At 68.1% G+C, this 21,297-nt stretch carries 19 protein-coding genes and 3 pseudogenes; 12 read left to right on the top strand and 10 right to left on the bottom strand.

All coding sequences use genetic code 11. From position 1 onward, the window contains the following. Positions 1–198: 198 nt before the first annotated feature. The 5 genes from FNV62_RS46610 to FNV62_RS46590 all read right to left on the bottom strand — a co-directional run bounded on the left by FNV62_RS46610 (position 199) and on the right by FNV62_RS46590 (position 4,620). Positions 199–345, bottom strand: a complete 147-nt coding sequence (locus tag FNV62_RS46610; RefSeq protein ID WP_164331411.1) for a hypothetical protein — start codon at positions 343–345, stop codon at positions 199–201. Between the two features lie 154 nt (positions 346–499). Continuing rightward, positions 500–793 carry a putative quinol monooxygenase gene (locus tag FNV62_RS46605; RefSeq protein WP_054228394.1) on the bottom strand — a complete coding sequence of 98 codons (294 nt, stop codon included), beginning with the start codon at positions 791–793 and terminating at the stop codon, positions 500–502. Positions 794–848: 55 nt separating this feature from the next. Further along, positions 849–3,410 carry a glycoside hydrolase family 32 protein gene (locus FNV62_RS46600; protein ID WP_143604166.1) on the bottom strand — a complete coding sequence of 854 codons (2,562 nt, stop codon included), beginning with the start codon at positions 3,408–3,410 and terminating at the stop codon, positions 849–851. Further along, positions 3,407–3,550, bottom strand: coding sequence for a hypothetical protein (locus FNV62_RS46595; protein ID WP_164331865.1), 144 nt, complete (start codon positions 3,548–3,550; stop codon positions 3,407–3,409). The genes FNV62_RS46600 and FNV62_RS46595 overlap by 4 nt, the downstream gene beginning before the upstream one ends. Before the next feature lie 62 nt (positions 3,551–3,612). Then, positions 3,613–4,620, bottom strand: coding sequence for a carbohydrate kinase family protein (locus tag FNV62_RS46590; protein WP_143604165.1), 1,008 nt, complete (start codon positions 4,618–4,620; stop codon positions 3,613–3,615). A 247-nt stretch (positions 4,621–4,867) separates the two neighbouring features. Between FNV62_RS46590 and FNV62_RS46585 the strand changes: the two genes are divergently transcribed. The 6 genes from FNV62_RS46585 to FNV62_RS46560 all read left to right on the top strand — a co-directional run bounded on the left by FNV62_RS46585 (position 4,868) and on the right by FNV62_RS46560 (position 10,198). Continuing rightward, positions 4,868–5,884 (top strand): sugar ABC transporter substrate-binding protein, encoded by a 1,017-nt coding sequence (locus FNV62_RS46585; protein WP_143604164.1) that lies wholly within the window; start codon positions 4,868–4,870, stop codon positions 5,882–5,884. 131 nt (positions 5,885–6,015) lie between these two features. Further along, a complete protein-coding gene (locus FNV62_RS46580; RefSeq protein WP_054228398.1) occupies positions 6,016–7,011 on the top strand; it encodes an ABC transporter permease in 996 nt (331 codons plus the stop codon). Further along, a complete protein-coding gene (locus FNV62_RS46575) occupies positions 7,008–7,844 on the top strand; it encodes an ATP-binding cassette domain-containing protein (RefSeq protein ID WP_143604163.1) in 837 nt (278 codons plus the stop codon). Before FNV62_RS46580 ends, FNV62_RS46575 begins: the two co-directional genes overlap by 4 nt. Before the next feature lie 75 nt (positions 7,845–7,919). Next, positions 7,920–8,942, top strand: coding sequence for a LacI family DNA-binding transcriptional regulator (locus FNV62_RS46570; RefSeq protein WP_143604162.1), 1,023 nt, complete (start codon positions 7,920–7,922; stop codon positions 8,940–8,942). A gap of 79 nt (positions 8,943–9,021) precedes the next feature. Next, complete coding sequence (locus FNV62_RS58200; RefSeq protein ID WP_143604161.1) at positions 9,022–9,321, top strand: hypothetical protein; 300 nt, start codon at positions 9,022–9,024, stop codon at positions 9,319–9,321. Continuing rightward, a complete protein-coding gene (locus tag FNV62_RS46560) occupies positions 9,239–10,198 on the top strand; it encodes a hypothetical protein (protein WP_225900957.1) in 960 nt (319 codons plus the stop codon). The genes FNV62_RS58200 and FNV62_RS46560 overlap by 83 nt, the downstream gene beginning before the upstream one ends. 584 nt (positions 10,199–10,782) lie before the next feature. Here the strand turns inward: FNV62_RS46560 and FNV62_RS56320 are convergent. Then, positions 10,783–11,004, bottom strand: a complete 222-nt coding sequence (locus FNV62_RS56320) for a transposase (RefSeq protein ID WP_211180466.1) — start codon at positions 11,002–11,004, stop codon at positions 10,783–10,785. 415 nt (positions 11,005–11,419) lie between these two features. Between FNV62_RS56320 and FNV62_RS46550 the strand changes: the two genes are divergently transcribed. The 3 genes and pseudogenes from FNV62_RS46550 (at position 11,420) to FNV62_RS46540 (ending at position 15,385) form a co-directional block, all read left to right on the top strand. Continuing rightward, positions 11,420–13,255, top strand: a complete 1,836-nt coding sequence (locus FNV62_RS46550) for an FAD-dependent oxidoreductase (RefSeq protein ID WP_143604160.1) — start codon at positions 11,420–11,422, stop codon at positions 13,253–13,255. Between the two features lie 894 nt (positions 13,256–14,149). Next, positions 14,150–14,920 (top strand): annotated as a pseudogene (locus tag FNV62_RS46545) (transposase family protein). Between the two features lie 99 nt (positions 14,921–15,019). Further along, complete coding sequence (locus tag FNV62_RS46540) at positions 15,020–15,385, top strand: hypothetical protein (RefSeq protein ID WP_164331864.1); 366 nt, start codon at positions 15,020–15,022, stop codon at positions 15,383–15,385. A gap of 58 nt (positions 15,386–15,443) precedes the next feature. Here the strand turns inward: FNV62_RS46540 and FNV62_RS46535 are convergent, their stop codons facing one another. Then, positions 15,444–16,397 carry a hypothetical protein gene (locus FNV62_RS46535; RefSeq protein WP_373559546.1) on the bottom strand — a complete coding sequence of 318 codons (954 nt, stop codon included), beginning with the start codon at positions 16,395–16,397 and terminating at the stop codon, positions 15,444–15,446. Between the two features lie 393 nt (positions 16,398–16,790). Here FNV62_RS46535 and FNV62_RS46530 point away from each other — a divergent pair, with 393 nt between their 5' ends. Beyond that, a complete protein-coding gene (locus FNV62_RS46530) occupies positions 16,791–17,495 on the top strand; it encodes a TetR/AcrR family transcriptional regulator (RefSeq protein WP_097287820.1) in 705 nt (234 codons plus the stop codon). 121 nt (positions 17,496–17,616) lie between these two features. Here the strand turns inward: FNV62_RS46530 and FNV62_RS46525 are convergent, their stop codons facing one another. The 3 genes and pseudogenes from FNV62_RS46525 to FNV62_RS58195 all read right to left on the bottom strand — a co-directional run. Continuing rightward, positions 17,617–18,021 (bottom strand): SsgA family sporulation/cell division regulator, encoded by a 405-nt coding sequence (locus tag FNV62_RS46525; RefSeq protein WP_225900632.1) that lies wholly within the window; start codon positions 18,019–18,021, stop codon positions 17,617–17,619. 298 nt (positions 18,022–18,319) lie between these two features. Beyond that, on the bottom strand, positions 18,320–18,709 hold the full coding sequence (locus FNV62_RS46520) for a hypothetical protein (RefSeq protein WP_143629581.1): 390 nt from the start codon (positions 18,707–18,709) through the stop codon (positions 18,320–18,322). Between the two features lie 230 nt (positions 18,710–18,939). Beyond that, positions 18,940–19,101: pseudogene (locus FNV62_RS58195) on the bottom strand (IS701 family transposase); the annotation flags it as partial. Between the two features lie 465 nt (positions 19,102–19,566). Between FNV62_RS58195 and FNV62_RS46510 the strand changes: the two are divergent. Next, on the top strand, positions 19,567–19,704 hold the full coding sequence (locus tag FNV62_RS46510; RefSeq protein ID WP_164331863.1) for a hypothetical protein: 138 nt from the start codon (positions 19,567–19,569) through the stop codon (positions 19,702–19,704). Between the two features lie 106 nt (positions 19,705–19,810). After that, positions 19,811–21,004 (top strand): annotated as a pseudogene (locus FNV62_RS54840) (IS3 family transposase); the annotation flags it as partial. Between the last annotated feature and the right edge of the window lie 293 nt (positions 21,005–21,297).

Below are 21,297 nucleotides of genomic sequence, written 5' to 3'. Positions count from 1 at the left end.
GATCAGCCGGACCTGTGGAACCAACGTCGTCCGGACCCGGAGGAGTTCGAACGAGGCCCGGCCGTACATAGTGGTTGCGCGGTGAACGGAGGGCCGGATTCGCCCGCCAGTTGAGGGTTCGGACCACTCCTCCCCGTCAAGGGCGCCTACGGCGTCATGTATCCGCTCTGACCGCCGGTACGGCGTGGCATTGCGGCTCTACCGCTCGGCGGTGCCGTCCTTCCCGTCAATCTCGTAGATCCGCCCTTGAAGCCGTTCACCGGCCCAGTCCAGCCCGACGACGTCGGTGTTGTGCGCCCGTTCTTCCAAAGCGTCACCGCGCAGGTCCTCGCCCTGGACGACCATCAGCGGTCACAGGCAAGCGTTCCGCATCGGCAGGAAGGCCAGGACGGCCACCGTGGCGATCGCCGGACCGGACAGCGGCATGACGATGCGTCGGTACCGGGCCCGCGGCGCGGGCCTGGTACCGACGTCAGTCACCGGATCGGGCGAGGTCAGGTCAGGTCACCGGATCGAGGAAGGTCAGCACCGAGGCGTCTTCCTCGATCAGCGGGACGAGCGCCGCGTTGAACGGGCCGCCGTACGGTGCCTTCAAGTGGGCTTGGAAGGCGTCCTCGTCGCGGTACACCTCGAAGATCCAGAAGGCGCGTGGGTTGGCCGACCTGGTGTAGACGTCGAAGGCGATGTTGCCTTCTTCCTCGCGCACCTTCTTGGCGTACTCCAGGATCAGGCGGGCTACCTCGTCCTGCGCTCCCTCGCGGGCTGTGAACTCGGCGAGCAGGGTCTTGTTCACGGTGTGATGTCCTCCGTGGTCGAAGTCGTTCAGGGACAGTCGGGGTCAGTCGGCGTCAGTCGCGGTAGGAGTCGAGGTGCCAGACGCGGGCCTGGTCCAGCTTCACCGAGCCGTTCTCGGCGAAGATCTGCACTCCCTGGCTGGCGGGGTCGGGGAAGATCTGGTCGGTGATGACGGCCTCGCCGCTGCCGCCGAAGACCTCGACGGACGACCAGTCGACGAGGATCCGCAGCTTCACCTTGCCGTTCTTCGCCTTCAGAGGCGCGGTCTGGACGCCGGGGAAGGTGCTGTTGAAGTCGACAGCGCCGGAGTGGGTGCGGTCGACGTACATCTCCTGTGTCGTGGTGTCGTAGCCGATGACGGTCTCCTCTCCCCCGGCACCGGTGCGCACCCTCAGGCCGAACCGATCGGCGTCCTTGAGGGAGAAGGTCGCCTCGATGTCGAGGGCCTTGCCCTGGGCCGCGGGGCCGATCAGGGTCTTGGAGGTGTTCTTGACGGTGACACCGGCTGCGGTCGCCGGGCCCTTCTGCCGCAGGGACGTCACGCTGTTCACAGGCCGGCTGGTCAGCCGGATGCGGCCGTCGACCGTACGCAGGGCCATCTCCCGGGGGATGCTCTGCGCGCCGCGCCAGGGTGACGTGGGGATCACGCCGCTGTAGTCCCAGTTGTTCATCCAGCCGATCATGTACCGCTTGCCGTCCGGCGCGTCCTCCCAGGACACCGCCGCGTAGTAGTCCTTGCCGTAGTCGGCCCAGTCGGCGCGCTGGACGACGGACTTCGCGGGGGTGTCGGCGGCGGTGAACTGATCGGCGAGGAGGTGGCCCCAGCCGGCGGTGTTCATGTCGGCGATCTGGATCTGCGCCTGCTTGCCGGCGTAGGGGCGCATGTCGAAGGAGGCCCAGTCCAGGGTCTCGCTGTTGGAGCCGGTGGCGCTGCGGACGACCTGGCCGTCGACGATCAGGTTGACGGACGTCTCCTGGGAGACGGGCTGGGCCCGGGTGTCGGAGAGCATGATGTGGTCGACGTTGAGGTGGCCCCAGCCACCGCTGTTGTCGTCGACGATCTTGATCTGTGCCTTTTTGCCGGCGAGGTCCTTGACGTCCCAGGAGGCCCAGTTGAGTGCCTCACCATCCTGTCCGGTGGCGCTGCGGACCACGTTGCCGTCGACGAGCAGTTCGACTGCGGTCGGGTTGTCGGAGCCGGCGGGGTGGTTGCCGCCGCCCACAAGGAAGTTGACGTAGTCCTTGTCGAGGGTGAACTCGGGCGAGGTGAGGGTGCCGGTGGTGGAGTCGCCGTTCAGGTAGCTGTTGACCAGGCCGCTGCCGAGGAAGCCGGAGACCTCCTGCTGGTTGGGGAGGGTGCCGGTGGCCGGCGCGGTGCCGAAGGCATCCCCGGTTGTCGTCCAGTCGCCGTAGGTGCCGCCCTCGAAGTCGGCGAGGACCGTGCCCGCGGGCGGCGGGCCCTGCTCCAAGACGGTGCCGTCCACGTGCGGGTGACGACCGCCACCGACCTTGAAGTTCAGGTACTTGCTGTCGACGGTGAAAGAGGGCGAGGTCAGGGTGCCGATGGTGCCGTCACCCGAGTGGAAGCTGTTGGCAAGACCGTTGCCGTCGAACCCGTCGACTGTGCCCTGGCCCGCCACCGCCCCGGCTGCCGGCGCCTGGCCGAACGCGCTGCCCGTGGTCGTCCACGAACCGAAGTCCGTGCCCTCGAAGTCCTGCACCACCGTGCCGGTGGGCGGGGTGTACGTGCCCTTGTCCTCGGCGGTGAACTCCTTGCCGTCGAAGTCGCCGACGAAGTACTGGGCGGCCGAACCACCGGCGATACCACCGGGGTTGATGTTGACGACCAGGACCCACTTGATCTTCTTATTGTCCCCGTCGACCGCGAGGGGGAACAGATCCGGGCACTCCCACACGCCGCCCGTCGCACCCGCCGGCCCGAACTCGCCCTGCAGCTTCCAGTCCTTGAGGTTCTTGGACGAGTAGAAGCGCACCTTGTGCTCGGCGGACATCGACACCGTCATCAGCCAGCTCTTCGTCGGCGCGTACCACTGGACCTTGGGGTCGCGGAAGTCCTTGGAGCCGATGTCGATGACGGGATTGCCCTGGTACTTCGTCCAGGTACGGCCACGGTCGGTGCTGTAGGCGAGCGACTGCGCCTGGATGCCCGTGGCCTTGCTGTAGCTGGTGTAGATCGCCACCATGGCCGGGTTCTTCTTTGTGCCGAAGCCGGTGGTGTTGTCCCGGTCGACGACCGCGCTGCCGGAGAACACCATCTCGTTGTCGTCGTGCGCAAGGGCGAGCGGCAGCTGCTTCCAGTGCACCAGGTCCTTGCTCACCGCGTGGCCCCAGGACATGTCGCCCCACGAGTTGCCGTTGGGGTTGTACTGGTAGAAGAGGTGGTACTCGCCCTTGAAGTACACAAGACCGTTGGGGTCGTTCATCCAGTTCTTGTCCGGCGTGAAGTGGAACTGGGGGCGGTGGGTCTCGGAGTACGGCGGGGTGTCGGCGGCTAAGGCCTGGGGGGCGAGCGGGGCCGCCGACAGGGCGCAGACGGTCGCCACCGCCGCGATCATCCGTGTGCGGGCACGCCGGGATACACGTCCAGAGCTCATGGTGTCTCCTGTGCTGCGGCCGTCCGCGCAGCGAAGCCTGCTGCCCGGCGCGGATCCGGCCGAAAAGTGACGCCCTTGCCGGCGTCGTCGTCCACGGCATCGGCATCGGCATCGGCATCGGCATCGGCAAGAGGTGTCATCGTTGACTTGTGTCATCGATGACATCGAGTGGCCCGATGATGGGGGCAATCCGGCTAATGCGTCAACGGTTCGGACGTGATGTCCTGCTGAGCGGCGTGCTCGCCCGCCATGCTCGGTCGGCCGTGGCGAGCTGCGCCAGTTGGCTCTGCCACGGGGGGTTGGGGCCGGCGACCGAGCAGGTCAGGGCCGCGACGCGGGTGCCGAAGCGGCAGGCTTCCTCGACGTCGTCCAGGCGGAGTTCCGTCAGCCGGCCACCCAGAAGCCCTCGAGCGCCAAGGTGGTGCAGCAGTCCGGCGGTGAAGGAGTCGCCTGCCCCGACCGTGTCGGCGACGCTCGTCGAGACGGCGGGCACGTGGACCCGTTCGCCGTCGAGCGAGGCCAAGGCGCCGTCGGCACCGCGCGTGATCACGACGAGCCGCGCCCCTGCCGCGTGCCAGATGTCGCACGCTTGCTCGGGCGGCGTGCCCGGCAGCAGGAGTTCCAGGTCGTCCTCGCTCAGCCGCAGTACATCCGCGAGGTCACACCAGTGCGCCAGCCGGGCGCGGTAGACCTCGGGGTGCACCAGGAGCGGGCGGACGTTGGGGTCGATGCTGATCGTGGCCCGAGGCGCGGCGGCAGCCAGGAAGTCCTCCAGCACGGCCGCTCCGGGCTCCTTGACCAGGGCCAGCGAGCCGGTGTGCACACAGGCGGTGTCGGCCAGGTCAACGCCGGCCAGCTCCGCACCGGTCCACTGCCAGTCGGCGGTGGCCTGCGCATGGAAGGAGAACGCGGCCTGACCCTCGGCGTCCAGTTCGGCAACAGCCAGCGTGCTGGGCTCGGCGGCTGCGACGGCGTACGACAGGTCCACGCCGGACGCCTCGAGATGGGCCCGGAACAGGCGGCCGAACACATCGCCGGACAGGCGTGCCAGGAAGCGGGCCGGGGTACCCAGCCTGGCCAGGGCCACCGCCGTGTTCGCAGGTCCGCCACCGGGCAGCACCCGCAGGGCGAGCTCGTACGGGACGCTTGTGGGTTCGGTGAAGGCGTCCGCGACGCACTCCCCCAGGACGGTGATCTGGCGCGGGCTCATGGGCTGCTCTTCTCTCGGAATGCGCGGACAGAAACAGGCACGTCCCGGGCAGCCGGTGAACGGCTTCGGGCGGGCGACGGCTGCGGGCGTTGCCGATTTGTGACGGGTGCAAGGCATTGACGTTGCCTGGGAACGGAGTCCATCATCCTCGCCAAGCAGTGTCAACGATGACATAAGTCAACGATGACACCGAGGCACGGCATGCCCCGATGCCGGCCGTTCGCCCGCAATCCCGCAGGAGTCGTTCATGTCACGCATCTCTCGTCTGCCCTCCCCCTTGCTCAGAGCCGCTGCCTGCACGGGTGTCGCAGCCCTCGCCCTGACCGCCTGTGGATCCGGATCGGGATCGGGCACCGCGAGCACCGGATCGGGCAGCGTCAAGGTCGGTCTGATCACCAAGACCGACACCAACCCGTTCTTCGTGAAGATGAAGGAGGGCGCGGAAAAGGCCGCCAAGGAGAACGGCGCCCAACTGTCCACCGCGGCAGGCAAGTTCGACGGGGACAACGCAGGTCAGGTCACGGCCATCGAGAACATGGTCGCCGCCGGCGTGAAGGGCATCCTGATCACCCCGAGCGACTCCAAGGCGATCGTGCCCGCGATCCAGAAAGCCCGCGCCAAGGGTGTCCTGGTCATCGCCCTGGACACCCCGACCGAGCCGGAGAGCGCGGTCGACGCCCTCTTCGCCACCGACAACCTCAAGGCCGGCCAGCTGATCGGCGAGTACGCCAAGGCCGCCATGAAGGGCAAGACGGCGAAGATAGCCGCCCTCGACCTCGCGCCGGGTGTCTCCGTCGGCGTCCAGCGGCACAACGGATTCCTGAAGGGCTTCGGCGCCACCGACAAGGACGTCGTGTGTGCCCAGGACACGGGTGGCGACCAGGCCAAGGGCCAGACCGCGATGGAGAACTGCCTGCAGAAGGCGCCCGGCATCAACGTCGTCTACACCATCAACGAACCGGCGGCCCTGGGTGCGTACACCGCGCTGAAGGCCAAGGGCCGGGAGAAGGACGTCCTGATCCTCTCCGTCGACGGCGGCTGCACCGGCACCCAGGCCGTCAAGGACGGCAAGATCGCCGCCACGTCGCAGCAGTACCCGCTGAAGATGGCCGCCGAGGGCGTCAAGGCCGTCGTGACGTACGCCAAGGACGGCAAGAAGGCGTCCGGTTACACCGACACCGGCGTCACGCTGATCACCGACAAGGCGCAGGACGGCGTCACGTCGAAGGACACCGCCTACGGCCTGGAGAACTGCTGGGGCTGAGCCACCGCCTGATCCGTACGCCCCCTCAGCGGGGTGGCCGTCCCTCCCTGACCGGGGGACGGCCGCCCGCTCGTCCTCTTGTCCTCCGACCAGGAAGGACAACGACCACTGTCTTCCGACAAGGACTTCGCATGACAGCCACGACCACGCCGTACGCCGAGCTCAAAGCACCGACCACGGCCCGCAGACTGCTCACGGCGCCGACCACCGGACCCCTGGTCGCCCTCCTCCTGGCCTGCGCCTTCTTCTCCGTCTCGACCGACCAGTTCCTGACCGGCGGGAACTTCTCGCTGATCGTGCAGCAGGTCATGGTCGTGGGCACCCTCGCCATCGGACAGACCCTGATCATCCTCACCGCGGGCATCGACCTGTCCTGCGGAGCCGTGATGGCGTTCGGCAGCATCGTGATCGCCAAGATGGCCGCCGAGGGCTCCCTGCCCCCGCTCGTCGCCATCGCGCTGGGCATCGCCGTCTGCGGCGGCTTCGGGCTGCTCAACGGGCTGCTGGTGCAGAAGATCCCGCTGCCGCCGTTCATCGTCACCCTCGGCATGCTCAACGTGGCGTTCGCGCTGACCCACATCTACTCCGAGGAGCAGACGGTCACCAACCTGCCCGGCCCGCTGACCGCCCTCGGAAAGACCTTCCCCCTCGGCCACACCGACATCACCTACGGCTCCCTGGTCACCATCGCCCTGTTTCTCCTCCTCGCCTACGCGCTGAGCAGCACCGGCTGGGGCCGGCACGTCTACGCCCTGGGCAACAGCCAGGAAGCGGCGCGTCTCAACGGCATCCGCACCTCTCGCCTGACCATCGGCATCTACACCGTGGCGGGTCTCCTCTACGGCATCGCCGCCCTGCTGCTCATCTCCCGCACCGGAGTCGGCGACCCCCAGGCGGGGCAGACCGACAACCTCGACAGCATCACCGCCGTGGTCCTCGGTGGCACCAGCCTCTTCGGCGGACGCGGCTCGGTCCTGGGCACCTTCATCGGCGTCCTCATCGTCGGCGTCTTCCGCAACGGCCTGCAGCTGATGGGCGTCGCCTCCATCTACCAGACCCTGATCACCGGAGTCCTGGTGATCCTCGCGGTGACCGTCGACCAGCTCTCCCGGAAGAAGGCCCGATGACCGCCACCTCCTCCCCCACACCCGTGCTGCAGGCCCGCGGTCTGGTCAAGCGGTATGGCCAGGTCACCGCCATCGACGGCGCCGACTTCGACCTGCTCCCCGGCGAGGTCCTCGCCGTCATCGGCGACAACGGAGCCGGCAAGACCAGCCTGATCAAGGCCCTCACCGGCGCGGTGTCCCCCGACGCGGGCGAGATACGACTCAACGGCGAGCCCATCACCTTCTCCGGCCCGCAGAGCGCACGCGCCCACGGCATCGAGACGGTCTATCAGGACCTCGCCGTGGCCGCCTCCATGGACATCGCCTCGAACATGTTCCTCGGGCGCGAGCTGCGCCGCCCCGGCGTCCTCGGCAGTGTCTTCCGCATGCTGGACAAGAAGCGCATGCGGCAGGAGGCCGCCGAGCACATGGCCGACCTGAAGATCGGCCTGCGCTCGCTGACGCAGTCGGTGGAGACGCTCTCCGGCGGACAGCGGCAGGCTGTCGCGGTCGCCCGTTCCGTCGCCTGGGCCCGCTCCGTCGTCGTCATGGACGAACCCACCGCCGCCCTCGGCGTCAAGGAGTCCGGCCAGGTCCTCGACCTCATCCGCCGAGTCCGCGACAAGGGCATGCCGGTCGTCCTGATCAGCCACAACATGCCCCACGTCTTCGAGATCGCCGACCGGATCCACGTCCACCGCCTCGGCCGGCGCGCTGCCGTGATCAAGCCCTCCGACTATTCCATGGCCGAGGTCGTCGCCATCATGACCGGCGCTCTCACCGTCGATGCGGCCGGAGATACTGTCGTAGCGGATTCCAAGGCCGCGAAGGCCGCCGGAGTCCAGGCCACCTGACAGCACAACCCCGCTCTCGCAGTTTCCGGCCGAGGCCGCGGCCGGAACCGAGAGCCCTCAGGAGACGGTTTCTCCATGGCAGCGAACCGCCGCCCCACCCTGGCCGACGTCGCCCGCGAAGTCGGCGTCAGCGCCAAGACGGTATCCCGAGTCCTCAACGAGGACGGACCCGCCTCCGCGCAGACCAGGGAACAGGTACTGGCCGCAGTGGCCAAGCTCGGCTTCCAGCCGAACCTCATGGCCCGCAACATCCGCGTCGGCGGCCCGGACACCACCATCGGCCTGGTCATCCCCGACCTCGCCAACCCCTTCTTCGGAGCCGTGGCCCGCGCCATCGAGGACACCGTCCGCGAACGCGGGCTGACGCTCCTCATGGGCTCCTCCGCGGACGACCCCGAGCGCGAACGCGCCCTGACGGACAAGTTCCTCGCCCGCCGCGTCAGCATCCTGATCATCGTCCCGTCCGTCGGCGCCGACCACTCCCACCTCAAGTCCCACCGTACGGCGGGACTGCCAGTGATCTTCCTCGACCGACCCGGAGTCGGCCTCGCCACGGACAGCATCGTCAGCTCCAACCGCGCGGGCGCCCACGACGGCGTCGCCCACCTCATCACCCACGGACACCGGCGCATCGGCTTCGTCGGCGACCTGCCCGTAAAGCTGTACACCCGCCGCGAGCGCCTGGCGGGCTATCGCTCGGCGCTGCAGGAAGCCGACATCCCCTACGACCGCTCGCTGGTCACCAATGCCCACGACCAGCAAGGGGCCGAGGCCGCGACCTCCCAGCTCCTCGGCCTGGCCGATCCGCCCACGGCCCTGTTCGCCGGCAACAACATCATGGCGCTGGGCATAGTCGCCGAACTCGCCCGCAGCAAACGCAAGGACGTCGCCGTCGTCGCCTTCGACGACGTCTCACTCGCCGAAGCACTCGAACCCGCCCTGACCGTCGTCGCCCAGGACGCGGAAGAACTCGGCAGGGCAGCCGCGACCACCGCCCTGACCCGACTCGACGGCGACCGCACCCGGACCCGCACCATCACCGTGCCCACTCGGCTGATCGTCCGCGGCTCGGGCGAGCAACCCGCGCCCAAGCCGTAGACGGCTTGCCCCTGCCGGAATCGGAGGCAGCACTCAAAGAGCGGAGGGGAGCCTCGACCGCTCGGGCCTGACTCCGCGTATGGTCTACGGCCTCACCGTCGACGACCTGCACACGTTCTTCGTGCTCGCGGGCGCCACCCCGATCCTTGTTCACAACTGCAAGGTCGCCTTGGGGTGGCAGAGCAATGGGGCGCTCGACGCGTGGGCTCGGCCTCCCGAGAACAAGTTCACCACCTTCTCCCTCGCGCGCGCAGGATTTCGCTTCGCTGGCGAGGAAGGCCATCGCCGACCCGAACGTGGAACTGCACGTCAACATGACGGGACTGGAACGATTCGGAGACTTCATGGACGCTGCCAAGCGCGGCCTGCTGGCTGGTGAAGCCGACGATTCCACAGACTACGAGATGTCCTTGATCGCGAGAGCCGTCGCCAATGGTCAACGCGCGTGGAGTTCGGTAAAGTTCTATTCCGCGTTCCGATGGCACCATGCAGTTCAAGCCGATGGATATGCCGGATCTGTCAAAGTTGGGGAAACTCAAGCCCGTAGACGGGGGCAAATTCGGGTACTGCCACCGCCGTTAAGGAATCCGATGAATATGGACGCCCACCGGAAAGACCTGTACCCGGACGTGACTGCTTCGGGTGGCCTTGGGCCAGCCATGCGAGGGGCAGCACAGCTGCGCGGGTGCGACACCGGGCTGGGACCGTGGGCCGTCGACGTCGTCAGCATCCAAACGGCGAGGGGTTTCCTGTCGGTCGATCCTGCGACCGAGGAACGCCTTTTCCGATTGAGTGTCGGCATTCCCGGGTTCGACTGGGAGATCGGCTCCACGGGGGATCTTGGATTGCTTGTGGAAGCGGTCGCCGCATGGCGGGAAGGCATACCGCTCGACGAGCTGGAGGAGAGATTCGAGTTCATGGAGCTCGACGAATTCGTCGGGGCGCTCGAACGCGGAGAGCCCACCTCTTCGCAGTGGGCTGAACTCCTGTCGTCCGACTTCAACCGGCGCCAATGGAACCTCCTGCGCCGCCTCCGTGCGGATGAGGTACTGCGGGACATGTTCCCGACCATCTCGCACGGTGCCGTGCGCCTGTGCGTGGATGCGATGGACGGAAGGAGCCGTCAGGTTCTGGTGGACGAGGTGAACGGGGAACTCTATGAGGTCATGCGGGTAGGGGTGCCAGGGGCCAGCTGGGTCGAGGTGCCGGCCGGTGATCTGATCGCCTACCTGCGGGCTGCCTTGAACGAAGAGTGATCTCGACAGATCGATGAGGTCGAACCCCGCCAGGTAATTCCTGGCGGGGTTTCTTTGTGCGTGCCCACGTGGGAGCACAGGGCGGCTTCAGAGGGCACGTCCGGGCGATGAACGGACGTTGGCTGATGCTCCGTTTTCAGTCCCCGCCGCTTCAAACCGGGCAGGCGGTTCTCCCGCATCCGGCTTTCCGACATCGTTCACCGCCGTGCATGCGCCGTTGCCCCGCGTACGTTTCCGGGGTATTCGAATGTGAGCGGTGCGGGTCGGCTCTTACACTGACCAGTCGTCACGGTCTGTGCTCAGTGGGTTGGTTGGACCCTGGATGCAGGACGCCCGTGGTCCTGGTTGATTATTTCTGTTCTCTACGCAGAAGGATCACCAAGGAGCCACGGGCTTGGTCAGCGATATGACGTTGCTGCTGGACCTCGCCGGGGTGTCCGTCATCCGGGTCGAGCGGCTCGAGGATGGCAGGAGCCGGGTTCATCTGGCCACGGCGGACGCCTCGGCCAGGGCCTGCCGGTGTGTGAAGTGTTCGCGTCCCGGGTCAAGGGGGCGGTGACCACCCGGCCGCGTGTGGAACTCCCTCACCAGGCCGTGGTCACGTCAGCGGCGGAAGAACGCGTGGACACGCCCAGGGCCGGAAGTCGGCCGGCACCGCCCGCCACCTGGTGCCATGTGCCCACCAGGTAGCGGATCGCGTCCAGCATCGCCCGGTGGCAGTACGCCTCCGGCTGCCCGACCCGGCCACTCATCCAGCCCGGTACCGGCAGCGACGGCCGGACCACCGCCCACTCCGCGTTCGTCATATCCGTCGGATAGCGCGGCGGCCGCAACCCGTGATCGGCGGCGTTCCCGAACTGGTGCGCCAGGCATCTCTCCCGGATCTGGCAGTTGCCACTTCCGGTACGAGAAGGGGGAGCCGCTGGAGGGCCCGGCGTGCACGCCGGGCCCGTTCCGGGAGGCGTACGCCTATGAGCACGTGGGTTGGCCGTTGAGGACCCAGGCGCAGCCCTTGCGCGGCGTCCTTCACCCCGACGACCTTGACGGCGTTGGACGAGGCTCGCACCCCGCCCCTGGGGTGCGAGCCGCGGATACGAGTCGACGGGCCGGCCTTGCACGAACACGCTCGGCATCGCTGTCTCCTTGTGTTTGTGGGGATGCTGTGGGTGACAGGCAATAGGGCTTCCGGCTTCCGGAGCCCCTCCCTACCCTCAGGTGTCCATGACAACAGAACACGCGCAGCAGTCCCAGGAGCACAACGGACACAGCCGCAGACGCTTCCTGACGGCGACCGGCGGAGCGGTCGCCGGATTCGTCGGCGGGGAGGCGATCGGCGCCTTAGCAGCTGCCGGCGGCGCGGCCGCGGCCTCCTCCGGCAAGCGCGTCGCCGTCCTCGGCGGCGGAGTCTCCGGCCTCAGCGCCGCTCACGAACTCGCCGAACGCGGCTACGAGGTCACGGTCTACGAGTACTACGACGTCCTCGGCGGCAAGGCCCGCTCCATGGACGTCCCCGGGACCGGAACGGGCGGGCGCAAGCCGCTTCCCGGCGAGCACGGCTTCCGCTTCTTCCCCGGCTTCTACCGGAATCTGCCGGACACCATGCGCCGCATCCCCTTCCCAGGCAACGCGAACGGCGTCCACGGCAACCTCCGCAGCGGTACGGAGGAGTTGTTCGCGCGCGGCTCGGGCCGCCCGGACCTGCACTTCCCACTCCGCCGGGGCACCACCCCGCCCGCCCCCGGCGACCTCACCCCGTCCTGGATCCGCGACCAGATCCTGTCGGTGCTGGATCTCACCACTCATCTGCCCGCCCACGAGGCCGCCTACTTCGCCGACCGCCTCCTGGTCCACCTCACCAGCTGCGACGCCCGCCGCGAGGGTCAGTGGGAGAAGGTCGCATGGTGGGACTTCATCCGGGCCGGCGAGATGAGCCGCGAGTACCAGGTGCTCCTCGGCATCGGCCAGACCCGCAACCTCGTCGCCACCCGCGCCGAGATCGCCTCCACCCGCACCGTCGGCCGCGTCATCATCGAGGCCCTCATCCTGTGGGGCCTGCTCGGCCGCGGCATGGACGGCGACGCGGACGTCGACCGGGTGCTGAACGCCCCGACCAGCGAGGCGTGGATCGACCCCTGGGAGACACATCTACGCTCCCTGGGCGTCGAGTTCGTGCTCGACACCGAGGTCCGGGAGGTGGTGTACGGCGGGGGCCGGGTGACCGGCGTACGGGTGGCGGCGCGCGACGGCAGTCGGCAGCGCACCATTACCGCCGACCACTACGTCTCCGCCCTCCCGGTCGAGCACGCGCGCGTGACCTGGGGCCCCGCCCTGCGCGCCGTCGACCCGCAGCTCGGGCGGTGCGACGCGCTGAAGACGGACTGGATGACCGGCGTGATGTTCTACCTGCGCACGCCCACCCCCGTCGTGCACGGCCACATCAACTGCCTCGACTCACCGTGGGCGGTCACCGGAATCGGCCAGGCGCAGTTCTGGGACGTACGGGATTTCTCGCGTGACTACGGAGACGGGCAGGCCCACGAGTGCCTGTCCACGATCATCTCCGAGTGGGACAAGCCCGGCATCCTGTACGGCAAGACGGCCCGTGAGTGCACCAAGGACGAGATCGTCGCCGAACTGTGGGCCCAGCTGAAGGACGGGCTGAACGACTCCGGCAAGACAACACTCAGGGACGAGGACCGACTCGGCTGGTTCATGGACCCGGCGGTGACCGGCCTCGGCGGCCCCGATCCGCAGAACCGCGAACAACTCCTCATCCACCCCACCGGCACCCTCTACCACCGCCCGTCGGCGAGGACAGCGGTGCCGAACTTCTTCCTCGCGGGCGACTACGTCCGTACGGACGTGGACCTGGCGACCATGGAGGGCGCCAACGAGTCCGCGCGACGCGCCGTCAACGCACTCCTGGACGCGGACAGTTCGGGCGCCGAACGGTGTCACATCTGGGAGTTGTTCCGGCCGCCGGAGATGGAGCCCCTGAAGCGGGTCGACGAGGTGCGCTATCAGCTGGGGCTGCCCAACACCTTCGACCTGGGGTAGCACCCGGCACCGACTTGCGCCGGAAGGGCCGCTGCCCCGAGCGGCTGCGGCCCTTCAACCGAAACGGCGTGCTGCTGCTAGAGCATCCGCACCGCACCGGACGGCGGGTCGTACGACAGGGCTTCCGCTCGCACGAATTCCGCCGGTAGCCCACTTGGGGGAACTGACGACAGGCGGTGCATGGGGTGACGGAATACTCGGCGAGAGGGATCAGCGTGCAGGCGTACGGCCACCGCTTGCCCTTTGTGGGTGATTGCCGGTCCCCAGCGGTGCCTGGGGAGCGTGCCGGGGAAAGGACGAACACCACCGGAAAATGATCACAGGAGGCCACCATGGAACAACAAATGCAGTACAGACAAGGCGAAAGGGTGAGGTACCAGAACGACCAGCAGCAGCAATGCGACGGCACTGTGCAGAGCGTCCAGGGGCAGGGCTCAAGCGCTCGCTACACGATCAAAAACCAGAACACCAACCAGAATGAAGAGGTGACCCACACCCGCGTGCAAGGGCGCCTTCAGTAACGGCGCGTTGCCCTCGTGCCCTGTTTGAGGCACGGCTGGATTCGAAGTGCTGCCCGGGCCCGGCACGGGATGTCGGGCCGGGGCAGTGGCTTGTGCGCTTCCGGGTGGGTGCCTTTGCCGCGCTCAAGCCTGGTGGCCGGTGTCGGTACGTCAGCTGCCGTACAAGATTCGCCATGATTCCCGATTCGGGAACCAGCTCGGACCACCTGAACCGGCGGCGGCACCTTGGAGATTTGCTGGGGACCTTCGCTCTTCAGCACGGGACATCCGCACAGTTCGAGACGCGTTTCCGCAGCGCATCGAATTCCGTCAGTGCCCGCAGGCAGGCGCTAAAGCGTGTTGCAGAAGGCCGTGATCAGGGCATTTTCCTTGTGTGGCTGGGGTGTTGAGGGCTGGTCCGTTGTGGGTGGAGACGTTCACCGGGCTGCGGATGAAGCAGTTTGAGCGGTTGCTGAAAGTGGTGCGGGAGCGGGGTGGCGACGGGCCGCGCATCGGGCGGCCGTGGTGTCTGCCGCTTGCGGACCGGGTGCTGGTGGTGGCTGTCTGTTATCGGACGAACCTCACGATGCGGCAGCTCGCGCCGCTGTTCGGGGTGTCGCCGGCCACGGTGTGCAGGGTCATTCACCGGTTGTGGCCCCTCCTCGCGCTCGAGCCGGCCTCACGTCCCGTCGATGCCGCGGACCGGCTGTGGATCGTGGACGGCACACGTGTCCCGGTCCGCGACCGCAAGGTCGGTGCCTCGAGCCGCAACTACCGGTTCTCCGCGAACGTGCAAGGTCATCATCGACGCCGACACCCGCCTGGTCGTGGCGACCGCCCGTCCGGCCCCGGGCACCAGGGCCGACGCCCACGTGTGGCGCGACTCCGGCCTGCCGGAGCAGTGCCAGGGCGTCACCGTGCTCAGTGACGGCGCCTGCATCAACACCGGTCTGGTCGTCCCGCACCGGAAACGACCCGGCCGGCCCCTGCCGGCCGGCGAGGAAGCCGACAACGCGGAGCACCGCCGGGTCCGTGCGCGGGTCGAGCATGCGATCGGCCGGCTGAAGAACTACAAGATCCTGCGCGACTGCCGGCAGCACGGCGACGGCTCCACCATGCGGTCCGAGCCGTCACGCACATGCACAACCTCGCCCTGGCCACGTGATCAGAACACCCGGGGTAGGGCTTTGACCTGCAACATCACGGCCTTCTGCAACACGCTTTAGGTCGGTCCCGCGGCGGGCTGACCACTAAAATCCGCCTCGTGGTCGACGGCCGCTGCCGCCCGCTGGCATTCCTCCTGACCGGCGGGCAGGCCAACGACGCACCCGCCTTCACCGAGGTGATGGCACGTCTGCGTGTGCCCCGTCGACGGGGTAGGCCCCGCACCCGGCCGGATGTGGTCCTGGCGGACAGGCCTATTCGTCGCGCGCGATCCGCGAGCACATGCGCAGCCGTCGTATCCGCGCGGACATCCCGATCCGGGCGGAACCAGGGCACCCACCGCTTGCGGCGAGGCAGCCGGGGCGGGTGCCCTCTCGCTTTCGACCGTGAGGCGTACAAGCAGCGCAACACCGTCGAACGGTGCATCAACCGCCTCCAGCAATGGCGAGGGATCTCCACCCGCTAACGAAAAGACCGCCACCATCTACCCGGCCGGCCTCCACGTCGCGGGCATCTTCCTCTGGTCAGCCCGCTGATGCAGGCGAAACAGCCTGGCGGTACGCCTCGCGATACCTGCGCAGCCTGGGGGCGCGTACGGCGGGCAGCCGGACCAAGGTGTCCTCGAAGGCACGGTGGTGGGGCGTCAGTGGGCACCAAGGGCGCGACGGCAGGGGGTAGTCGTCGCGCAGGACGCCCTCCGGGAGGACTCCAGTCGCGGGCAGCGGCGAGGTCTCGCCCGGGTGGGCGAGGTACGCCCAGACCCCGCTGTCCAGCGGCACCACAGCTCCCTCATCGCCTGGCGGACGCCAGGGCGCCGCCGTGAGGGGGTGGCGGGGGACGAGGAGAACATCGGGACGGGGCCGGGGCAGGTGGATCCCCGGGCCGGCCAGCCCCACGGACCGGACCCCGGGACCGGCGGGGAGGTACCGGCCGACGGCGTGGCCGAGCAACTCGGCGACGGGACCGACGGGGAGACTCACCGGGCGGTCCTCGGTGACCGCCACGAGATGGGCCAGTGCGACCCCGACCGCCGCCTCCCAGCGGCGGCTCCACGAACCGTCGGGTTCGACAGGTGGGACGCGATACTCAGCGCGTTCCAGATCGTCCCAGTCTGGAGACGGACCGGCCGAGAGTCCCGAGAAGCGGCGTGCGACCGCGTCGGGCTCAAGCCACACCGTCTGCCACATTCCGCAGTCGTCCATGCGGGTTGCCACGGCCCGTCCGCATCCCTGGCACGCCAGGTTGGGACCGGCCCGGCCATCCACACCCTGGCAGTAGCCTTCGCACTTGTCGGGGATCAGGGTCATTGACCGGGAGTCGCCGGGGGCGATGACGATCCTGTTTCGTGCGCCGAAGGAGACGGAGTACACCGGCGCGAACACGCCCTGCCGAGCAGCCGCGTCAGCTCCGACCTCCTTCCACAGCCGCCAGGGCGGTCCGGTGGGCTGGGGGTCGACGGCATACGTCGCGGGCTCCATCAGCGGAGGGTGGAGTTCCTCCCATCCTCCGTGGTGGACGTGGACGGGGAGGGCGACCCGGGACACCGGCGCCGTAAGCTCCGTGCCGCACCCGGCACACGCGAACACGTCCAAACAAGCTCCCCCTCGCCCCGAATCCACGGGGATTGTGCCTCGCCCGCAGCGGAGAATCCACCGGGATTTGGAAAGGCTCGTAGGTTGCTTCGTTCGGATCACCTCGCCGCCATCGTCCTCCGGCCAGCAAAGCGATCCGAACGAAACGGCCTCGCGGCCTGAGCCGGAGGCTCGTCGTCTTCGGCGCGCCCTGCGTGCGTGCTTCTGGACCACGTTCCGTCCGCACCGTGAGCACGATCACAGCCTAATTCGAGGGGCCCCTCATGTTACTCTGGATGTATGAGTCACCAGCACGTCCTGTCCGCGCCCCAGGCGCCGGCCAAACCGCTACGCCGCGACGCGCAGCGCAACAGGGACGCGATCGTGGCCGCTGCCCGCAAGGCTTTCGCCGAGCAGGGGCTGGACGCTTCCCTGGAGGGTGTTGCCCGCGAGGCGGGTGTCGCGATCGGCACGGTCTACCGGCACTTCCCGCGCCGGCTCGACCTTGTCGAGGAGCTCTTCACCGCGAAGTTCACGGATCTGCTCGCTGCGGCCGAAGAGGCCGCGGCCATGGACGACGCCTGGGAGGGGTTCTGCTCCTACCTGGAAAAGCTCTGTGAACTGCAGGCCTGTGACCGGGCCTTCAACGACCTGGTCTCGGCCCGCCTGCCCGTCCATGCGCTCGGCAGGGGAATGTTCGAGCGTACGAAGGAACGGGTCGCTCAGATCTTCCGGAACGCCCAGGAGCAGGGCGTCCTGCGTGACGACGTCACTCCGGAGGACATCGCTTTCGTGATCTGGTCCCAGGTCGGGATCATCCAGGCCACCCGTGCCGTCGCTCCCAACGCCTGGCGCCGGCATCTCCACCTGCTGCTCGACGCCTTCCGCGCCGAGTGCGCCCACGAGCTGCCCGAACCCGCGCTGACCCCTCAGCAGTTCGCGCAGACCCTCACCACTCTCGAGTGCCCCGAAGAGGAGTGCCGCGAGTGCCGCGACGAGGCATGAGCCTCGGCTGACGACGTCGCGCAACACGGCATACAGCGGGGACATGCGGCGGGCCCGGTGCCGCGGTCGGCATCCGGGCCCTCACTCCTACGAGGGGCGTCACCATCCAGGAGGATGGCGTTCAGTTTTCCGCCAGCAGCTGTGCCAGTTCGGCGTCCAGGTCGAACCGGCTGGATTCGGTTCCCGGCGGCACCGCGGACCGCGTTTCGCGCAGGAAGGATTCCACGCCCTGCGCGGGCAACTCGAGCAGGGCCGATCCCGCAGGTGAACTGAGAACCATGCGCACCACATCGCGTCCCGAGTCACTGGTCGGCCACATGCGCACGTCTCCGTGCCCGGTGTGCTCGCTCAGAGCCTGAGCCAGCATGTCGCGGCTGAGGAACCACTCGACCGTTCCGCTCTGGTCCAGGGGGTGGAAGACGGCACGCACGGCATAGGGATCATCCGCGTCGTACTGCAGTGCTGCAGGTATCGACACCGACAGGTCGTGCGACAAGACGAGCCGCACGGGCAGCTCGTGTGCCACGGTTCTGACCGATCTCACTGTCCCTCACTTCCATGTCTCCGCTCGCCCGGCCCTGCGATGGCTCCGTGTGTGCATCGAGGCGCGGGGGTGGTGGTACCGCCGGCGCGACCGGAAGCGCCGGTGGACGCGAGCAGCCCACGCGGTTCCCGCGTGTTGTCCTTGTTCGCCCAGGGGGCGATTTCACCGGCTCGCGCTCGATGTCGGCTCGGCGAGCGGTCGGTTTGACGAGCCGCAACGGCGCACCCCAAAGCCACGTCGTTGCGACCGGTCAAACCGACCGTGCTGGCCTGCGGCTGCATCAGTGCTGGTCCGCAGACCACGCGACCTGGTCCAGGTACCAGCGCTCGGCGCTGACGCGGTACGTCGTCACCTCGTCCCAGCGGTACCCGTCCCAGACGTACAGGTGGCTACCGTTCCAGCGCTCTTCCCCGTAGTGGCCCTGGCGGTCGTCGTTCGTGTACCAGCCGCGGGGTGCGCCCCAGCCGTCGTCCTGTGCGCCGTGGTGAGTGCTCTGGTATCCGCTCGCGCGGTCGCCGCCGGTGGTGAAGGCGGTGATCGCGGACTGCGTGTGCTCCCCGGGCGCCGAGGCCGTCGCTGCTGACGCCGTGCCGCTGACTCCGAGAAGGGCTCCGCCTGCCAGCGCCGTAGAAGCGACAGCGGTCGAGACGCGCTTGATCCACTTGTTCATGGTCATCTCCTTGTGATGTGCCGCGATTCCGTTGACCGGGCGGCCGTCCTGTCCGTGATCCGGGGAATCCGGATCGGCCGGGTGTCGAACGGGGAGGATCATCCGGAGGGGGTCCTCATGTTCGGCGCTGCCCAGCGTACTCGAGGGGGCCCTCATGTTTGCGGTGAGGCTCATCACAGCACGTCGGAGGGGTCGAATGGCACGAGCGGGGCGACGGCGGTCGAGGCGGCGGGCGCCCAGCCTGACCTGCAGGAACGGGCATCCGGAACCCGGGGCGCCGACGCGTCCGGCAGCCGTGAGGCCATGGCCTGGATGGACTTGCGGCGACCGCCCACCATCAGTCCCCGCAGGCAGCAATCGCCCTTGGCCCGCTGATCCTTCCGCGGGCTCACCCTCTACCAGACCCTCGATGCCCTCCAAGACCTCCTGAACTGCTGGACCGGCCTGTGCACCATGTGCCGCCAGCCCCTGCCCGGACCCCGGACCAGACACCAGCCGGCAAGATCCACCTCGACCTCACGGAGTCCTACGCCTGGTCGAGCGGCGTCAGCAGCCGCGTCGCCGCGATGTGGTCTTGCGCGTTTTCCACGCCCCGTTCGCCGGGGACGGGATCGGGCTGAACGGACTCGAGTGCAGGGTGCTCCTGGAGTGACTGACCGAGGAGCGGGCGCTCGCCGACAGCAAGCCGTGGACTACCGACCCGCTGGAAAACACCCTGATACGGCTGCGGGCCGACGCCGCCGACGGAAAGCCGGCTACCTGGCTCAGCGCACAGACCGCGCACACCATCGTCGCGGTCCTGCAGGACGCCCCCGCCTCACCGGCCACAACGGCGCAGGACGGCGCAGGACGGCGAGATGCTCTCCGCCCTGGTCCAGCATCTGGCGGAATGGGCGACCAACCCCGCGGACGTGCCACGCTCGCGGTACGGAACAGGCCGGCGTTTCCGGCAACAGACACTCGCGCTCACCGAGCACCCCACCGTACTGTCCTAGCTCAGCCGCCCGTTCTTCCCTTTCAGTGCAAGACCACGTCCACGGGACAGCTCGTGGTGAGCCGCTCGGGCCTGATGGAGGCTCGATTCCTTGAGGGGATCGAGTCATGGCACGTCCGTCCCCCTACCCTCCTGAGCTTCGTGAGCGTGCGGTGCGCATGGTTGCGGAGATCCGCCCGAACTACTCACCCGAGTGGGCCGCGATGAAGGCGGTCGCAGCCAAGCTGGGGATCGGTGCGGCCTAGACCGTGCGGACCTGGGTCCGCACGGCCGAGGTGAATGCCGGTCAGCGGCCCGGAGGCACGTCCCAGGAAGCCACGGAGATCAAGCGGCTGCGGGCCGAGGTCGCCGAGCTGCGACGGGCGGACGAGATCCTCAAGGCGGCGTCGGCTTTCTTCGCGGCCGAGCTCGACCGGCCGTCGAAGCGCTCGTAGCGTTCATCGACACACACCGCCAGGTGTTCGGGGTCGAGCCGATCTGCCGGGTCCTGACCGGCCACGGGCTGAAGGTCGCGACGAGCACCTGCTACGCCGCCAAGAACCGCACTCCCAGCGCCCGGTCGGTCCGCGACGCGGAGCTGAAGACGCAGATCAGCCGCGTCCACACGGACAACTTCAGCGTCTACGGGGTCCGGAAGGTATGGCGGCAACTGCACCGCCAGGGCATACCGGTGGCCCGCTGCACCGTCGCCCAACCGATGCGTGACCTGGGCCTGGAGGGCGCCCGACGCGGGAAGAAGATCCGCACCACCATCCGGGACGACGGCCAGGAGAGGGCTGGCGACCTGCTCCGGCGCGACTTCACCGCGTCACATCCGAATGAGCGGTGGGTGGCCCGACTTTACCCATGTCGCCACCTGGTCCGGGATCGTCTACGTCGCGTTCGTCGTGGACGTGTTCTCCCGGGCGATCGTGGGCTGGTCCGCCGCCACCAGCAAGCGGGCCAAGCTCGTCCTCGACGCCCTCGACATGGCCTTGTGGCACCGCGACCGCGCTGGAACTCCCGCCGGACCGGGGCTGATTCATCATACGGACGCGGGCACTCAAACCACGTCTTCCGCGTTCACCGCGCAGCTCCTCGACGCCGGCATCGACGCCTCGATCGGCACCGTCGGCGACGCCCTGGACAACGCGCTCATGGAATCCCAGATCGGCCTCTACAAGACGGAGTTGATCAAGCCACGCAAGCCCTGGCACGGCCTTGCCGACATCGAACTCGCCACCGCGGAATGGGTCGACTGGTTCAACTACCAGCGCCTCCACACAGCGATCGGAGACATCCCGCCCCACGAGCACGAGACCAACTCCGATCCCGGAGCGCTTCAATGCAGACGATACTGGGGCGCCAACTGCACCAACGGAGGCAAGGAGTGCGACGAGTACCCCTTCGCAACCACCTACGAGGGGGCCGCGGAACACGACTATGACCCCGAAGTCAGGAAATTCAACTTCTCGGTGAAGCCGATCCCGAAGGACGACAACCGGGCCGGCGGGAATCTCCAGCAAGGCTTCTACGGCAACAACCGCGTCATCGACGGAAACTACGACGGCTTCATCGTGAAGACCGTCACCTGACCTGGTGCCACCAGTTGCCG

The organism is Streptomyces sp. RLB3-17, assembly GCF_007113425.2.
In the GTDB taxonomy this organism is placed as follows: Bacteria; Actinomycetota; Actinomycetes; order Streptomycetales; family Streptomycetaceae; genus Streptomyces; species Streptomyces mirabilis_D.
This window is presented reverse-complemented; position numbering and strand designations above follow the sequence as displayed.

Coding starts and splice junctions, on each gene's coding strand:
- FNV62_RS46510 (WP_164331863.1), top strand. CDS start 19,567: ATGCTCTCCGCCCTGGTCCAGCATCTGGCGGAATGGGCGACCAACCCC.
- FNV62_RS46535 (WP_373559546.1), bottom strand. CDS start 16,397: ATGGAGCCCGCGACGTATGCCGTCGACCCCCAGCCCACCGGACCGCCC.
- FNV62_RS46520 (WP_143629581.1), bottom strand. CDS start 18,709: ATGAACAAGTGGATCAAGCGCGTCTCGACCGCTGTCGCTTCTACGGCG.
- FNV62_RS46550 (WP_143604160.1), top strand. CDS start 11,420: ATGACAACAGAACACGCGCAGCAGTCCCAGGAGCACAACGGACACAGC.
- FNV62_RS46580 (WP_054228398.1), top strand. CDS start 6,016: ATGACAGCCACGACCACGCCGTACGCCGAGCTCAAAGCACCGACCACG.
- FNV62_RS46610 (WP_164331411.1), bottom strand. CDS start 345: ATGGTCGTCCAGGGCGAGGACCTGCGCGGTGACGCTTTGGAAGAACGG.
- FNV62_RS46530 (WP_097287820.1), top strand. CDS start 16,791: ATGAGTCACCAGCACGTCCTGTCCGCGCCCCAGGCGCCGGCCAAACCG.
- FNV62_RS56320 (WP_211180466.1), bottom strand. CDS start 11,004: ATGACGAACGCGGAGTGGGCGGTGGTCCGGCCGTCGCTGCCGGTACCG.
- FNV62_RS58200 (WP_143604161.1), top strand. CDS start 9,022: ATGGTCTACGGCCTCACCGTCGACGACCTGCACACGTTCTTCGTGCTC.
- FNV62_RS46590 (WP_143604165.1), bottom strand. CDS start 4,620: ATGAGCCCGCGCCAGATCACCGTCCTGGGGGAGTGCGTCGCGGACGCC.
- FNV62_RS46570 (WP_143604162.1), top strand. CDS start 7,920: ATGGCAGCGAACCGCCGCCCCACCCTGGCCGACGTCGCCCGCGAAGTC.
- FNV62_RS46595 (WP_164331865.1), bottom strand. CDS start 3,550: ATGACACCTCTTGCCGATGCCGATGCCGATGCCGATGCCGATGCCGTG.
- FNV62_RS46585 (WP_143604164.1), top strand. CDS start 4,868: ATGTCACGCATCTCTCGTCTGCCCTCCCCCTTGCTCAGAGCCGCTGCC.
- FNV62_RS46600 (WP_143604166.1), bottom strand. CDS start 3,410: ATGAGCTCTGGACGTGTATCCCGGCGTGCCCGCACACGGATGATCGCG.
- FNV62_RS46575 (WP_143604163.1), top strand. CDS start 7,008: ATGACCGCCACCTCCTCCCCCACACCCGTGCTGCAGGCCCGCGGTCTG.